The organism is Rhodovarius crocodyli, from assembly GCF_004005855.1.
GTDB lineage: Bacteria > Pseudomonadota > Alphaproteobacteria > Acetobacterales > Acetobacteraceae > Rhodovarius > Rhodovarius crocodyli.
Window position 1 is genome coordinate 1 of record NZ_SACL01000032.1, and the last position, 548, is coordinate 548.

Genomic DNA, 548 nt, shown 5'->3' on the forward strand with positions numbered 1-548 from the left:
CCCGTCGCCCGCAACAGCGCACCCGCCATCGCCGCCGCCGCCATCCTGGCCGAGGAAACCAACCCCGGCGCCATCCTCTGGATCATGCCCGCCGACAGCGCCATCAGCGACGTCCCCGGGCTGCACGCAGCCCTCGCCCGCGCCGCCGCCGCCGCCGCCCAGGGCCGCATCGTCACCTTCGGCATGCAGCCCACCGCGCCCGAGACCGGATACGGCTACATCGAATCCGGCCCCGCTCTCGACGGGCTGGACGGCGTCCAGGCCATCGCCCGCTTCGTGGAAAAGCCCGACCTCGCCACCGCCAAGGACTTCCTGGCCGGCGGACGCCACCTGTGGAACAGCGGCACCTTCGTCGCACGCGCCGATACCCTGCTCGCCGAACTCTCGAACTTCGCCCCCGAGGTCGTCGCCACCGTCCGCGGCGCCATGGCCGGCGCCCAGCGCGACCTCGACTTCATCCGCCTCGACCCCGCCCCCTTCGCCGCCACCCCCAACATCTCCATCGACTATGCCGTGATGGAGCGCACCCAGAACGGCGCGGTCGTGCC

General features: G+C 72.8%; 1 protein-coding gene. It reads left to right on the top strand.

The genetic code is table 11. The annotated features are described in order from the left end of the window. Nucleotides 1-548: sugar phosphate nucleotidyltransferase (locus tag EOD42_RS25635; RefSeq protein WP_276318171.1), on the top strand; the 548-nt coding region annotated here is incomplete at both ends.